Annotated in this window: 1 protein-coding gene; it reads left to right on the plus strand. The window is 69.7% G+C overall.

Going from position 1 to position 267, the window contains the following annotated elements:
* On the plus strand, window positions 1-267 hold a 267-nt coding region (locus B4K29_RS00030), incomplete at both ends, for a protein kinase domain-containing protein (RefSeq protein WP_286966129.1).

Genomic DNA, 267 nt, shown 5'->3' on the forward strand with positions numbered 1-267 from the left:
GCCGCGAGGCGCAGGCCGCCGCCAGCCTCAACCACCCGCACATCGTCGCGGTGTTCGACTCCGGCGAGGACATCGTCACCAACAGCGTCGGCGTGCAGGAGGTCATCCCCTACATCGTCATGGAGCGGGTCCAGGGGCACACCCTCAGCCAGCTCATGCACGACCGCGGCGCCTTCTCGGCCGACGAGGCCATGCGCATCGTCATGCGGGTGCTGTCCGCCCTCGGCTACTCCCACCAGCGCGGCATCGTGCACCGGGACGTCAAGC

Origin of the sequence: Arsenicicoccus sp. UBA6765, from assembly GCF_002453335.1 — a bacterium.
GTDB lineage: Bacteria > Actinomycetota > Actinomycetes > Actinomycetales > Dermatophilaceae > Arsenicicoccus > Arsenicicoccus bolidensis.